General features: G+C 60.7%; 9 protein-coding genes and 2 pseudogenes. 5 read left to right on the top strand and 6 right to left on the bottom strand.

Going from position 1 to position 13,477, the window contains the following annotated elements; translation table 11 throughout:
* Positions 1–22 precede the first annotated feature (22 nt).
* The 3 genes and pseudogenes from ACI7M0_RS11965 to ACI7M0_RS11955 all read left to right on the top strand — a co-directional run.
* A pseudogene (locus ACI7M0_RS11965) lies at positions 23–691 on the top strand (hypothetical protein); the annotation flags it as partial.
* A complete protein-coding gene (locus tag ACI7M0_RS11960) occupies positions 691–1,821 on the top strand; it encodes a DUF6708 domain-containing protein (protein ID WP_405314595.1) in 1,131 nt (376 codons plus the stop codon). The pseudogene ACI7M0_RS11965 and the gene ACI7M0_RS11960, both read left to right, overlap by 1 nt.
* A gap of 229 nt (positions 1,822–2,050) precedes the next feature.
* A pseudogene (locus ACI7M0_RS11955) lies at positions 2,051–3,207 on the top strand (DUF6708 domain-containing protein).
* A 2-nt stretch (positions 3,208–3,209) separates the two neighbouring features.
* Here the strand turns inward: ACI7M0_RS11955 and ACI7M0_RS11950 are convergent.
* The 6 genes from ACI7M0_RS11950 to ACI7M0_RS11925 form a co-directional block, all read right to left on the bottom strand.
* Positions 3,210–4,490 carry an OprD family porin gene (locus ACI7M0_RS11950; protein ID WP_129933974.1) on the bottom strand — a complete coding sequence of 427 codons (1,281 nt, stop codon included), beginning with the start codon at positions 4,488–4,490 and terminating at the stop codon, positions 3,210–3,212.
* A gap of 49 nt (positions 4,491–4,539) precedes the next feature.
* Positions 4,540–5,856, bottom strand: a complete 1,317-nt coding sequence (locus ACI7M0_RS11945; RefSeq protein WP_076403116.1) for an MFS transporter — start codon at positions 5,854–5,856, stop codon at positions 4,540–4,542.
* Positions 5,857–5,923: 67 nt separating this feature from the next.
* Positions 5,924–6,448: a gamma carbonic anhydrase family protein gene (locus ACI7M0_RS11940; protein ID WP_010954264.1), complete on the bottom strand. Its 525-nt coding sequence runs from the start codon at positions 6,446–6,448 to the stop codon at positions 5,924–5,926.
* A gap of 12 nt (positions 6,449–6,460) precedes the next feature.
* Positions 6,461–7,651 (bottom strand): CaiB/BaiF CoA-transferase family protein, encoded by a 1,191-nt coding sequence (locus ACI7M0_RS11935; RefSeq protein ID WP_010954265.1) that lies wholly within the window; start codon positions 7,649–7,651, stop codon positions 6,461–6,463.
* 24 nt (positions 7,652–7,675) lie between these two features.
* On the bottom strand, positions 7,676–8,605 hold the full coding sequence (locus tag ACI7M0_RS11930) for a hydroxymethylglutaryl-CoA lyase (protein ID WP_047605215.1): 930 nt from the start codon (positions 8,603–8,605) through the stop codon (positions 7,676–7,678).
* A 98-nt stretch (positions 8,606–8,703) separates the two neighbouring features.
* On the bottom strand, positions 8,704–9,615 hold the full coding sequence (locus tag ACI7M0_RS11925) for a LysR family transcriptional regulator (protein ID WP_064493220.1): 912 nt from the start codon (positions 9,613–9,615) through the stop codon (positions 8,704–8,706).
* A 268-nt stretch (positions 9,616–9,883) separates the two neighbouring features.
* Between ACI7M0_RS11925 and ACI7M0_RS11920 the strand changes: the two genes are divergently transcribed.
* A complete protein-coding gene (locus ACI7M0_RS11920) occupies positions 9,884–11,212 on the top strand; it encodes a hypothetical protein (RefSeq protein WP_104961585.1) in 1,329 nt (442 codons plus the stop codon).
* A gap of 32 nt (positions 11,213–11,244) precedes the next feature.
* Positions 11,245–13,476: an Ig-like domain-containing protein gene (locus tag ACI7M0_RS11915; RefSeq protein ID WP_104961584.1), complete on the top strand. Its 2,232-nt coding sequence runs from the start codon at positions 11,245–11,247 to the stop codon at positions 13,474–13,476.
* Position 13,477: the final 1 nt, after the last annotated feature.

Raw genomic sequence — 13,477 nt, 5'->3', positions numbered from 1 at the left:
GGAGCGTACCCATGGACTCTTTGATGCGCGCATCAAGACCGAACTCATGGCGGCCGCGATGACTACCGCTGCGGCGGGCTTTGAAATTGGAGCCAGCTATGTGGACCAGATAGCAACCCGATACGGCGCTAACAGCGTGACCGGAAAAGGGGCGGCCGTAACATTGGGGAGGTTGAAGCTCTGGGGGGCGGGATTGGCTGTAATCGGGGGTTCACTGCTGGCGTGGTGGGATTTCACTGATTCGGTTGAGCATTTCAAAAGCAGCCAGAGTGGCGCTACCAAGCAGGTTCAAAAAAACTCCAGACTCTTGGCGGCTACTTATTTTGTAAGAGGGGTCGCTACAGTGACTCTCTCACTTGCTGAGTTAGGAACGGCCGTTGCGACTGCAAAACCTTTTTTCGACTACCTTTCTCAAAATGCCAAGACCAAGCTCGTCAGGATGCTATCCACCTCCTTGGGAGCACTTGCAAAGAAGCTCGGCACGCAGGCTGCTCGGTTATTACTTGCGCGCCTCGTTCTTGGGGCGTTCTGGATTGGCCTGGTCTTCACATTGATTATTTACATACTTGAAGACGATGCTTTGGAAAAGTGGTGCAAACGCAGCAGCTTCCGCCTTGCAAAAAACTCAAAACCGTTTGAAGAACAAGAAGAGCTGAAGACCCTGCACTCCGCATTCAGCGAGGTATTGTGATGTATCTGATCGAATGGGTTTTTTGGCAAATGGCTACTGAATCCGAAGCCGCGCGAAAAGCATATGAAGCAGAACTGACACCGAACGAAAAGCGTCAAGATTTATATGAGCGTGACCTGACTGAAGAAATGCACTTCCAATCCGTTAGTAAACAACCCTATGCAAGAGGACCTGTTTTCGCGTTCAGCGACACTATTTTAGAAATGCGCTGCGGAGGTTCAGAAGAGAAGCGTGGGCTTATTACGCTCGCAACGCTCGGCGCTGTCGCCCCGGCCATTGCTGTGGGACTAATGATCACCACTGGATTTTTATGGATGGACATCACCGATCCGGATGGGCGTTCCGTAATCACTATTCTTTCAACACTTATAATGCTCTCAGTCAGCTCCACCTTAGTGTATCTTTATTCAAAGTATGGAATCCACTTAACCCGACTAGAAATGCTGACTAGCCGTCACTTGCTTATTCGCTTCAATCGAGTAACCCAACAAGTTCACCTACATCGACCGAAATACTGCGGTGGAATCGTAACTTTTCCATGGAATGCAACCGGAAGCACTGGCCTATATCCAGAAGATGACTCACTCAGCATGGGCATGCGACTAGGCCTAATCTGGCACCCCAGCCGCACCGGCCTGCCCCACATGGAAATGGCCCTGCTCGGCAAACAAGGCCAAGGCGGCAGCGAACTGCGTGATGAGTGGGAATTCATCCGCCGTTACATGGAAGAAGGCCCACACGCCGTCCCCCGCCCCCGCCTGAGCACCCAGCTACCCTCACCCATCCAGGCATTCAGCGCCCAGTTCGAAGGCCTTGGGCGTTTCTTCCGCAAAAGCAGCTGGCTGTTCAAAGTTGTCCTGCTGTTTGTCTGGCCCGCTTTCGTCATCATCGGCACCGGCCACTGGCTCAGCCTGCTGCTGTGCTGGCGACCGCGCTGGCCGAAGGTCATCCGCGAGGCCGGCCTGCCCGGCAAGCCCATTCCCCCCGTCACAACCCTGAGCGACTACCCACCCGCAATACAGGCACGCCTGCTCGCCAACGCCGACCGCTGGCAGCTCAAGCCCGGCAAGCGGCCGGAGAAAAAACCACGCAAACCGCGCACGCCCAGAAGGCCCAAGGAGATCAATTGATGCCATACATCATCCTTGCAGATGGAGCGTACCCATGGACTCTTTGAACCATCACTTCCGGCTACCGCCGAAGACCGCGCCAAGGACCAAGCCCGCTGGGTGGTCAGCGAACTGTTGCATTGGAAAAGTGGTGTAGGCGCTGCTGTTTCCGAATCAGAAAAACAGCCAAGCCTTATGAAGAACACGAAGAATTAAAGGAGCTTCATTCCGCTTTCAGCGAGGTCTTATAGTGTATCTAATTGAATGGGGTTTCTGGCGGATGGCAATCGAGTCCGAAGCTGCGCGCAAGGCGTACGTTGCCGAAATGACGCCAGCAGAAAATCGCGCGATGCGTGACTTTTACGAAGGTGACCTGGAAGAGGAAGTCCATTTTCGGAAGGTAAGCGAAAACCCTCGCGCACGCGGCCCTGTTTATTCCTTCAATGAAAATTTCCTAGAGATGCGATGCGGTGGCTCGGAGGAGAAGCGCGGCATCATCACCTTAATGACCTTGGGCAGCTTGGGACCAATGACCTACTCATGGCTAAACATAACCCTTGGCTCAATCTATATAAATGCAACCCAGCCTGAGTTTCTTTCCGTATTTTCAGTTTTATTTAGCACTTACATGATATTGCTAGGGGGTGCCGCCTATTATATATATGCAAAATATGGATTTAGACTTTCAAGGCTGGAAATGCTAACCAGCCGCCATCTGCTCATTCGATTCAATCGAAAAACTCAACAGGTCCACCTCCACCGCCCCGGCTACTGCGGCGGCATCGTAACCTTCCCATGGAAAACAACAGGAAGTACAGCCATCGACCCAGAAGATGACTCACTCAGCATGGGCATGCGACTCGGTCTAGTCTGGCACCCCAGCCGCACCGGCCTGCCCCACATGGAAATGGCCCTGCTGGGCAAACAAGGCCAAGGCGGCAGCGAACTGCGTGATGAGTGGGAATTCATCCGCCGTTACATGGAAGAAGGCCCACACGCCGTACCCCGCCCCGCCTGAGCACCCAGCTACCCTCACCCATCCAGGCATTCAGCGCCCAGTTCGAAGGCCTTGGGCGTTTCTTCCGCAAAAGCAGCTGGCTGTTCAAAGTTGCGCTGCTGTTTGTCTGGCCTGCTTTCGTCATCATCGGCACCGCCCACTGGCTCAGCCTGCTGCTGTGCTGGCGACCGCGCTGGCCGAAGGTCATCCGCGAGGCCGGCATGCCCGGCAAGCCAGTCCCACCCGTGACAACCCTGAGCGACTACCCACCCGCAATCCAGGCACGCCTGCTCGCCAACGCCGACCGCTGGCAGCTCAAGCCCGGCAAGCGGCCGGCGAAAAAACCACGCAAACCGCGCAGATCCAAAGCGCAAGCGAAACCGGCTGCGCCCAACGAAGATTGTGTCTGAATTCAGAATTCGAACGTGTACCCGACGATCACCCGGTTCTCATCCGCTGCATCGGCAAAATTCGAGCGCATGCTCGCATTGCGCCAACGCAGCGACACATTCCTGAGCGCCCCCGACTGCACCACATAGGTGATATCCGTAGTCCGCTCCCATTCCCGCCCCTCTCCGTCGCCAGCGGCCAATGCCCTGCCTTTTGCGCTGGCAATGCGTTGCGGGTCCACCTGATCGCCCTTTACATAACGCACGTTGAACGTCAGCCCGGGGATGCCCACGGCAGCAAAGTTGAAGTCGTAGCGCAGCATCCACGCCCGTTCGTTCGCCAAGGCAAATGTGCTGACCTGCTGTTCGCTGAACAGGTAGGTATCGGTGCCCCCCACGTAGGCATATGCCGTATCCCCACGCACTTTCTGATAGCCGCCACTGAACATGTGGCCCTGAACGCTGTACCCGAAGTTGGTACTGAGGGTCTGATTGTCGACTCCGCCCAGCAACGCCCGGCCCTGCTCCCTTGCATTGAACCAGCGCCACTCGGTGAACACATCCCCCGGCCCTAGGCGGGTCTTGAACTTGAACCCGGCAAAATCACGCCGGAACAGGTCTTCGAGCGCACTGGTGTGAAGGCTGAGGGTCAGGTTGTTCAACGGCTGGTAATCGACGCCGGCGTAGCGCAGACGATCACTGGTGACCGCCGCCGAATAGGCCCCTTGCTGCGCCATGGCGGTCAGGTCCTCATAGTCGGTGGAGTCACGCAATTTGGTGGCATCCACCTGCAGCAGGGTGAACGTAAACCGGTCCAAGTCTTTGCTCACCAGTTGCACACCGTTGAACCACTGGGGGAACAAGCGGCTGCTGTTGGACGCCAGCAATGGCAGTTGCGGGCTCAGGCCCCCCGCCTTCAATTCGCTCTGCGCCAGCCTGGCCTTGAAGGTAGCCACGGCCTTGGCGTAGTCATCCGCGGCGCGTTTGTCGCTGCCTCGCGGCAACAGGCCGGAACCGCTACGGTCAGGCGAGGAGTCCAGCTTGAGCCCCAGCATGCCGGCTGCGTCCAGGCCAAAGCCAACCACGCCGTCGGTATAGCCGGACTGCAAGCGCAGCATGAAGCCCTGGGCCCATTCACCGCGCCGCGATTGCGCGGCGCTGTCACCGTGAAAGTCGCGGTCGAAATAAAAATTGCGCAGTTCCAGGCTGCCACTGCCGTCATGGATAAAGGCAGCCTGGGCGGTTTGACAGGCGCAGTAAAGCGCCGAGAGCACCAGCGATGCTCGCCGAAAGATCACGATCATTGGTATGCCTTGCTCTTGTTCTTGTTGTTGTTCGAAGACTCAGCGCCAATCAGCTTTTAGGGTTGCGCACGTAACGCATCACCACCAGGCATGCGACCAGGATCAGCGGCGCGATTGACAGCATGCCCATGTAGGTACTGTCGGTAAGGTCATTGATCTTGCCCACCATCACTGGTGCAACGATGCCGCTCAGCTGTCCCACCGAGTTGATCGCGGCGGTGCCGGTAGCAATTGCCAGCCCCGAGAACGTCGACTGTGGAATGGTCCAGAAGATCGGGATAGCGATAAAGGTGCCCGCAGTGGCCAGCACCAGCGCGGTCATCATCGCGAAGGGAGAGTCGGAGAACAGGCACGCCAGCAGGTAACCGACGGCGGCCGCCAGCAGGCAGTACACCAGATAGCGCTTACGCTCGCCGGTGCGGTCGGAGTGGCGAGTCAGCAACACCATGCCGATGCACGCTACCGCATAAGGCAATGCCGACAGTACGCCAACCCACAGCATGTCTTGCACCCCCGAGGACTTGATCAGGTGCGGCATCCAGAAATTCAGCCCGTAGGACGCGGTTTTGACCACGTAGTAGATGAACGCCATGATCGCCACTTCACGGGTCAGCAACACCCGCCAGATCGAGCCGAGTATCGGTTTTGCAGCGCGTTTGTCCTGGGCAAGGTTCTCCGCCAGCAGGTCCTTCTCCTCGCGGCTCAACCATTTCGCCGCCTCGATATCGCGGTCCAGCTTCCACAGCACCAGCAGGCCCAGCAGCACACACGGCAGCCCGGACATCAGGAACAACCAGTGCCAGCCAGCGAGGCCCAACACGCCGTCCATTGTCCCCAGCAAAAAGCCCGCAGCCGGGCCACCCACCGCTCCGGCCAGCGGCACCGCCAGGAACCACAGGCCATTCATCTTCGCCAGGTGCTTGCGCGGGAACCAGCATGCCAGGTAGAACAGGATCGCCGGGCCGAAACCGGCCTCCATGACGCCGATCAGAAAGCGTAGGAAGTACAGCGTGTACTGGGTATAGGCAAATACCAGCGCAGCCGTCGCCAGGCCCCAGGACACCATGATCCGGCAGATCCAGGCCGGAGCCCCGTAGCGTTTCAGGCCGAGACTGCTGGGCACTTCGAACAGCACGTAGCCGACGAAGAACATACTCGCGGCCAGGCCGTAGGCAGCATCGCTGAGGCCCAGTTCCTGCTGCATTTGTGTCTTCGCAAAACTGATGTTGATGCGGTCGAAGTAGGAGAACAGGAAGCAGATGATAGCCAGCGGCATGATGCGCCAGGCCACACGGCGGTATAGCAGCAGCTCATTGATGTGACTGTCGTTGCGCTCACGCGCCAGTTCGCCGGTCAAAGCAACCATGGTGAATCTCCATTCTTGTAATTATTGGAGAGCAGCGACGCCTCGAAGGGCGCCACCAGCAGGTTTTTTAGCGAATACGGATCAGCTTTTCCTTGAAGCTCTGGCCTTTTGCGACGTACTCGGTCGCATTGCGCTGCATACCGGCGATAGCTTCGGCAGTGAGCTCGCGCACTACCTTGGCAGGTGCGCCCAGGATCAACGAGTTGTCGGGAAACACCTTGCCTTCGGTGACGATGGCGCCGGCACCCACCAGGCAGTTGTTGCCGATGACCGCGCCATTGAGCACCACCGCCTGAATGCCGATCAGAGCGCCATCGCCGATGGTGCAGCCGTGCAGCATGGCCTGGTGGCCGATGGTGACACCTTGCCCCACTGTCAACGCAAAGCCGGGGTCGGCATGCAAGACAGCACCCTCCTGCACGTTGCTGTGCTGGCCGATACGGATCGCTTCGTTGTCGCCCCGTAGCACGGCCTGCGGCCATACGCTGACGCCTTGTTCCAGGGTAACGTCGCCGATGACGCTGGCATCCTCGGCGATGAACGTTTCCGGGTGCAGGTTGGGTGCAAGGTTGTCATATTGGTAGATCGCCATCTCAAGCCCTCCTCACGCCGCGTCGTCTGTTTTCAGCACGCCCGCCGCACACAGCTGGGCAATGTGCGCGTCGCTGTAACCCAGTTCACGCATCACTTGGCGGGTGTGCTCACCAATCCTCGCGATCGCCCGCCGTGGCTGCAGGCGCTGGCCGTCCAGTGACAGCGGCAATAACGGCATCGGTGTGTGGCTGCCGTCTTCCAGTTGCAGCTCGGCCATGCCGCCGCTCTGTAGCAGGTGGGGGTCCTCGAACAACTCTTCAGGGCGGCGGATCGGCGCGAAAGGAATGCCGTTGGCTTCCAGCTGCAACGCCAACTGCCCGGCGTCCAGCGGCGCAAACACCTCGGCCAGGTGCGCCAGCAGCCGTGGCCGCTGCAACACGCGGTCGTTATTGCTACCAAGGGTCGGGTCATCAAGCAAAGCGGTCTGCCCCAGTACCCGGCATAACGCGTGCCACTGGCCTTCCCCTGTGGCGGCGACAAACATCTGCTCGCCACCGGCAAAAGTGAACACGTCATAGATGGCCCAGGCACTGATGCGGTTCGGCATCGGCGCTGCGGCTTCACCGGTGACCACGTACTGCTGCATATGCTGGGCAGCCAGCAGCACGCAATTCTCGTACAGGGCACTTTGCACCTCACGGCCCCTGCCGGTGCTGTGGCGCTCGTTGAGTGCGGCCAGCACGCCAATGGCGCCGAACATGCCACCCATGATGTCGTTCACCGAGCTGCCTGCGCGCAGCGGGCGCCCCACCGGCCCTGTCATGTAGGCCAGACCGGCCATCATCTGCACCACTTCATCCAGCGCCAGGCGGTTATCGTATGGCCCGCTGAGAAACCCCTTGTGCGAGGCATAGATCAGCCCTGGATTGCGCTGGCACAGTGCGTCGTAGCCCAGACCCAGTTTCTGCATACGCCCGGGCTTGAAGTTCTCGATGAAGACATCGGCGGTGTCGATCAATTGCAGCACGGCCTCACGGCCCTCGGGCGTTTCAACATCGACAGCAATGCATTGTTTGTTGCGGTTGAAGGTGCGGAAAAAGCCCGCCCCCGCGCCCAGCAAACGGCGTGTGCCGTCGCCGCGTACCGGCTCGATCTTGATGACTTCGGCGCCAAGGTCGCCGAGGATCATGCCGCACGTCGGGCCCATGACCATATGCGAAATCTCAACGACACGGATACCGTCCAAGGGAAGTCTGGACATTGTGGTGCTCCTCTTACGGGCAATTCAGGCGTGGCGGTGTGTGTTGGCGAAGTTGAGCGGCAATCCGGCCCGAGCGATGAAGCCGTAAAGTGGCTCGCCCGGTAGCGCTTCGCTTAGTACCTGCCGGGTTTCGATCAGTGCAGGCAAGTCGATGCCGGTGTCGTAGCCCATGCTTTGCAGCATGAACACCAGGTCCTCGGTCACGGTATTACCAGACGCGCCAGGGGCGAACGGGCACCCTCCCAGGCCTGCCAGGGAGGCATCCAGTTCACCAATGCCCTGCTGCACCGCCACCAGGCTGTTGGCCAAGGCCAGGCCCCGGGTGTCATGGAAGTGCGCGGCCTTGAGACGGTCGCCTGCAATCTCCCGTACGGCCTGAAGCACCGTTGCCACCTGGCCCGGATTGGCATAGCCAGTGGTGTCCCCCAGGGAGACCAGGTCGCAACCGGCTTCGATCACCTGGCGGGTCAACGCACACAGGTCAGCCAGCGGCACCTCGCCCTGGCGGGTGCAGCCAAAGGCCACTGACATGCCGGCCACGACTTGCACCCCATGCAGGCCCATTTCAGTACGCAGCTGGCACATGCGCCCCAGTTCCTCGACCATCTCCACTGGCGTGCGGCGCACGTTGGCCAGGCTGTGCGCCGTGCTCACCGATACCGGGGCGACGATGCGGTGTGCACCCGATTCAAGTGCGTCCCTTGCGCCACGAAGGTTTGGAGCCAGCACGGTTACTTGCAGGTCCGGGTACGTGAGGGCGTGAGCCACCACTTCGCGGGCATCGGCCATCTGCGGCAGCAAGCGTGCCGACACGAACGACGCGACTTCCATATGACGCACGCCGGCGCCGTAAGCGGCGTCGATCCAGCGGCGTTTGGCTGCTGTCGGCATGATCACTTGCAGGCTCTGCAAGCCATCGCGCAGGCCGACTTCATTGATTGTTATTGTTGTCATCGCGGTCTCTCTGTCTGAAGCGTTGCGCCAGACTAAGAGCTGGATGACGGGCAGAAAAGACGTGTTTCGCGGGCTGATCCATCGTCAGCCACGATGGATCAGCCCGCGACCTGCCAGGCCGGTGCACGCAGCAACAGGTGGTCAAGCAGGCGCCGAGCCGACAGCGAGAGCGTGTGCCGGTCGCGCATGCAGATGACGAATTCGCCAAGCGCCCAGTCGTCAGTCAGCGCAATGACCCGCAGGTCGAACAACGCCGCATAGCGGGATACGGCCTCTTGCGGGAACACCGCCAGGCCAAGGCCGAACTGCACCAGACGGTATGCCGCGTCGAACGACGACACGTACGAACGAAAACGCAGCGCCTTGCCTGACTGTTCAGCGCTTTTACGCATGAAAGCGTTCAATGTGGCAAAGGCCGATAGCCCCAGGTGGTCGTAACCCAGGGTTTCCTCGAAGGCAATCTGGCTGCGGCCGGCCAACGGGTGGTCAGCAGCAACGACCACGGCCAGGTGATCCTGCCGATACGGTACGAAATCCAGGTCACCCACCGCCATGGATTTGCGGCAGATACCGAGGTCTGCAGTGCCCTCGGCCACACCACGAACGACATCGGCGCTGAAGCGCTCTTCGATATCGGCCTGGATGAGTGGGTATTCCAGCATGAACGCTGACAGTTCTTCGGGCAGAAACTCCATGATCGACGATACATTGGCCAGCACCCGCACATGACCACGCGCGCCGTGGGCGTATTCGCTCAGCTCGCTGTCCAGGCGTTCCATGGCGCGGGTCATTTCCCTGGCATGGCGCAGCAGTGCAAGCCCCGCCGGGGTGGGCTCCACGCCGCGCTTGCTACGTTTGAGCAAGGCGGTGCCAAAGCGCGCCTCAATGTCTGAAATACGTTTGCTGACAGCGGACGGCGCCATGAACGCGCGCTCGCCTGCGCGGGCGATGGTGCCTTCTTCGCAGACGACGATGAACAGGTTCAGGGAAAGGTGGTCGAGGGGTTGCATCGCTTGGCTCGGCTTGGGGAAGGGACCGCCGTAGCACTGTAGCAAAAACCGCATTGGCTTCTAAAACCGGGTTTGAATTACCGGCCCCCAATCCCCAACCTTGGGGGAACGCTGCCCACCGCCAGCGGCTGGCATAAAGCCCTACTGAGAATCTGTAGCCCCTGCACCACAAGGCCTGCAAAGCATTTTTCAGGTGTTGGCACAGCTCTTGCCGATCTCCTCCCAGACGCCCCAAGTCCATGGGCCCGTTTGCAGGAGGAATTGACTCATGCACCGACCGATACCCCACCCGCTGGCAGTGGCGATTTTCGCCGGCATTCTCCAGCTTCCCGCGCAGGCCGCCTTGAACGCTGTCGATCCAGGCGCTTACGTCCCAGCCAACGGCGGCTTCCCCGCCTGGTACCAGGACAGCCACGGTCGTACCCTCGACCTGTGCCTGACCAAGGCCGTCAGCTCCCGGGTCGCAGGCGCACCTGGCGCACCCTCATACATGTGCACGCTACTGCCCACACCTGGTGTGTTCGACGATACCCAACCCATCGTCTTCCCCACCAACTTCCCTGACGAAGCGTTCTGGTTCACAGCCGACGCTGCCATCGTCGACGCTGCGCGTGGCATCGACCTCAGCTATGGCACGGCGATCGAAGCGGCATTCGCCGCCGAGGAACCTGTCGAGGGTGACCAGGTCAGTTTCGCCCGGGTCCGTATTCGGGTCGACGTTCCCACCGCGGGCACCTACGTGGTCACCCACCCCTATGGTGTTGAAGTGTTCGATGTGCCCGTTGCAGGGCGCCGGGCGATCAACATGACCCGCGACATCGGCATCGCCGGCGCAGGCGACTTCACCGGCGCACTCAAGGGCGATGTCGGGCCGTTCCTGCGCAGTGTCAACGGCCCCTACACCGAAGGCAACGAGCGCTTCATCGGTGACCCGAACCTGGAAGAACCGGTAACGGGCAGCCCATTCAACACCAACTACGTACGCATCGAAGGCCCTGGTGGCATCGACCTGCGCACCGAGCTGTTCGCAGTCTCGGGCAAGCTTTCCGAAGTGGTCCTGCCAACCCCGCTGATGCCACAACGCAGCACTTACTCACGCCATACCGAGAACGGCGACCTGATCGCCCAGCAAGACATCTTCGTGTTGGCCCCGCCGCCACCGGCAAGCGTCACCCTGACCAGCCAGACCCCCAACCTGAGCCTCACCGAGGCCAACGGCACCGGCGCCTGGTACGCCCAGTCAGCCCTCAACCCGGCGGCCGGAACCATCGTCACACTGTCCGCTGACAACAGCGTGGCAATCCCGACCAGCAGCCTGACCACCAGCAACGTTCCCCTGACCGACCTGGTCACCATCACGCAGGCCCAGTACCGCCTGTCCACCGGCGAGCTGACCCTGGTGGCCAGCACCAGTGACGAAACAACACCTCCAGTACTTACCGCACATACCGGCAACGGCACGCTGATCGGCAACCTGGGCGGTACCGGCGCCGTGAAGACGTTGAGCATGACCCTCTCGCCCATTCCGCCGGCCAAGGTGCAGGTCACCAGCGCCAACGGTGGTAGCGACTCCGAAGACGTGGTGCTGGTGCCATGAACAGACAAAGGCTCAGCCTTCAAGGAGGCAGCATGAACACTTGGTCGCGCCGTGCGCTGTTGGCCGCCGGTTTCTCTCTTACCGTTACCAGCGCCGCGTTCGCCGCGCTGTCTGATGTCGATCCGGGGCCCTACACCTTCGCCACAGGTGGCTATCCGATGTGGTACAAGGACAGCCTCGACCAATCCCTGGAGCTGTGCCAGTCGCGTGCCACCAGCACCCGTGCGCCAGGCGCACCCGGGGCGCCCGCCTACATGTGCACCTTGTTGCCCGAGCCCGGGGTCTATGACGATGCCCTGCCGCTGGTATTTCCAGATAACTGGCCACCCGAGATGTTCTGGTTCCTGGCCGAAACCTCGATACCACAAGTCGGTAACAGCGGATATGAGCTGGAGGTCTACGTTGCCGGTATAGAGGCAGCCTTTGCTGCTGAAAACCCGGTAGACGGTGATCAGCAAAGTTTCGCCCGCATCCGTATCCGCGCATCGGTCCCACGCACCGGTACCTACACCATCACGCACCCTTACGGGGTGGAGACGGTCAACGTCACCACGGCAGGTCGTCGCGCGATCAACATCACCCGGGACATCGGTATCGGTGCTCCGGGCAACTTCCAGGGGGCGCTGGGGGGGGCGATCGGCCCTTGGCTGAAGGGGGTTGGCGGGCCATATACAGAGGTCAACCCTGACACGGGCACCACCGAAACCTTCATCGGCGACCCCAATATCACCGAAGCGGTCACGGGTAGCCCCTTCAATACCAACTTCGTGCGCATCGAAGGGCCCGCGGGCGCCATTCAGACCAACACGTTCACCGTGTCTGGCAAGGTGCTGGACCAGCGAGCACAAACCCCGGTCACCCTGGAGCGCGCCACCTATTCGCGCAACGGCAGCGGCACCCGCGTGGAAGTGTTCGCCAAGGCCCCGAGTGAGGCCAGCTTGTGCATGCGCAATGGCCTGGCACTGATCGGCACGCCGCCTTCGCCTTGTCAGTTCACCCTGACTTCGGACAACAACGGGTTGTTCTTCAGCCAGCAGTTCAACCAGTCGGTGCCGCCAGCGGTGGTGGTTGTCACCGCCAGCAACGCAGTCGGCGGCACCCAGCCGACTGCGCTCTCGAGCAAGCTCAGCGACGTGGTCAAAGTCAGCACCGCACGCTATGACTGGGCCAACAAACGTCTGTTGATCGAGGCCAGCTCCAGCGACGAAGTAACGGTCCCCGACCTGCTCGCCCAAGGCTACGGCCGCATGTCGAAATCGGGCACACTGCAAAGCATCACGGTCAACGATTTGGCTCAACCGCCCGCCACCGTTACGGTCAAGTCTGCCCATGGCGGTAGTGATGTGGAGCCGGTGATCGTGGTCGGCAGCGCCCCGGTCGAGGCCGCCAACCAGCCACCGCTGGCCCAGGCCGATGTCGGCAGCACCAGTGTCGGTGTACCGATCACACTCAACCTGCTGCTGAACGACAGCGACCCGGATGGCGACGTGCCGCTGACCATCAGCGACCTGACCCAACCCGGGACCGGCCTTGGCGGCGTCGTGCTGAACGGCACCACCTCGGTTACCTACACACCGCCGACCGGGGCCACACAACCGCTGGTAGCCAACTTCAGCTACCGGGCGGTGGATGCCAAGGGCCTGAAGTCGGAACCGGCCACGGTCACCATCAACGTCGCACCTAACCAGGCACCGACTGCCAACCCGGAAACCGTTGCCACCTTGGGCGTGCCATTGACCATCAACGTGCTGGCCAACGACACCGATCCAGAAGGCAACGTACCGCTGAGTGTGGCCAACATCACCCAGCCGGCCGCCGGCCGTGGCACGGTCAGCACCGACGGCACAACCGTGACCTATACCCCACCGGCCACTGTAACCACAGCCTTCACCACCACCTTCACCTACCAGGCACGTGACTCGCTGGGGGGGCTGTCCACCCCAAGTACGGTCACCGTCAACGTGTCGCCTCGGCCTGCCGCAGAAACCTTCGCCGTCACGACAGCCACGGTCACGGCGCGCTCCAACAACCGTTACAACTGGGACATCAGTGGCACCTCGTCGGTGACCACCGGCAATACCGTAACCGTGCGGGTAACCACTACCACGGGCGTCCAGACCTTGGGGACGGCCACGGTAGCGCTGACCGGCCGCTGGCGCCTGGTGGTAAGCAATAGCACCACGATCATCCCGACTGCGGCACCGACGGCGACGATCACCACCAGCCAAGGCACCACGCGCACTGTCAACGTAGTCGTGCAGTAAA

This window comes from Pseudomonas sp. 10(2024) (genome assembly GCF_045164175.1).
Lineage (GTDB): Bacteria > Pseudomonadota > Gammaproteobacteria > Pseudomonadales > Pseudomonadaceae > Aquipseudomonas > Aquipseudomonas alloputida.
This window is presented reverse-complemented; position numbering and strand designations above follow the sequence as displayed.

Excerpts from the sequence above, each read along its gene's own strand:
- ACI7M0_RS11960 (WP_405314595.1), top strand. The coding sequence starts at position 691 with ATGTATCTGATCGAATGGGTTTTTTGGCAAATGGCTACTGAATCCGAA.
- ACI7M0_RS11950 (WP_129933974.1), bottom strand. The coding sequence starts at position 4,490 with ATGATCGTGATCTTTCGGCGAGCATCGCTGGTGCTCTCGGCGCTTTAC.
- ACI7M0_RS11945 (WP_076403116.1), bottom strand. The coding sequence starts at position 5,856 with ATGGTTGCTTTGACCGGCGAACTGGCGCGTGAGCGCAACGACAGTCAC.
- ACI7M0_RS11940 (WP_010954264.1), bottom strand. The coding sequence starts at position 6,448 with ATGGCGATCTACCAATATGACAACCTTGCACCCAACCTGCACCCGGAA.
- ACI7M0_RS11935 (WP_010954265.1), bottom strand. The coding sequence starts at position 7,651 with ATGTCCAGACTTCCCTTGGACGGTATCCGTGTCGTTGAGATTTCGCAT.
- ACI7M0_RS11930 (WP_047605215.1), bottom strand. The coding sequence starts at position 8,605 with ATGACAACAATAACAATCAATGAAGTCGGCCTGCGCGATGGCTTGCAG.
- ACI7M0_RS11925 (WP_064493220.1), bottom strand. The coding sequence starts at position 9,615 with ATGCAACCCCTCGACCACCTTTCCCTGAACCTGTTCATCGTCGTCTGC.
- ACI7M0_RS11920 (WP_104961585.1), top strand. The coding sequence starts at position 9,884 with ATGCACCGACCGATACCCCACCCGCTGGCAGTGGCGATTTTCGCCGGC.
- ACI7M0_RS11915 (WP_104961584.1), top strand. The coding sequence starts at position 11,245 with ATGAACACTTGGTCGCGCCGTGCGCTGTTGGCCGCCGGTTTCTCTCTT.